Raw genomic sequence first — 596 nt, 5'->3', positions numbered from 1 at the left:
TTTCACCTTCTCACCCTTTCCATCCATTTATCTAATTTTCTTTCTTTAAGTTTTTCTTCTAAAGGAAGTATATTTTTTATCAAAGCACTTTCTTGTGCTTTGATATGTCCATAAACTAATTCCATAAATTCTAAATGTTCTTTTATCCAAAGAATACTTTTATTAAAAGCATCTTCTTTGGTTTTAGGATTTAAAACATAAATTCTAGCAAGATTAAGTTCAAATTGTGTCAGTAAAGGACCTAAAATTTCATACAAGTCTTGCATTTGTTTAATATCTTCAAGTTTGTTTTTAAATTCATCTATTTTTTTAATAGCTAAATTTAAATATTCTTCTTTTTCATTTAAACTCAAATATATACTTTGTATATTTTCAAAATCATTGCTGAGTATTTTACTAAAATCTCTACAATGTTTAATACTTTGATAAACTTTATAATAAGCCTTAAGTAAAAACTCATTTTGTTTATTTAAGCTTAAAGGTTCTAATTTTTCAAAAGGTTTATTTAAATCTTTATCAAGTAAATTCTCACAAGCCCATAGAAAAGGTTTTTCTATAGTTCCTTCTATCCTTGCCCCACCTTCGGTGCAGTTGTA

General features: G+C 25.3%; 1 pseudogene. It reads right to left on the bottom strand.

The annotated features are described in order from the left end of the window. Positions 1-2: 2 nt before the first annotated feature. Positions 3-596 (bottom strand): annotated as a pseudogene (locus AJN64_RS00600) (motility associated factor glycosyltransferase family protein); the annotation flags it as partial.

Source organism: Campylobacter sp. BCW_4332 (genome assembly GCF_001763175.1).
Taxonomy (GTDB): Bacteria; Campylobacterota; Campylobacteria; order Campylobacterales; family Campylobacteraceae; genus Campylobacter_D; species Campylobacter_D jejuni.
The sequence above is the reverse complement of the archived record's forward strand: the minus strand, read 5'-3'. Positions and strand labels throughout refer to the sequence as shown.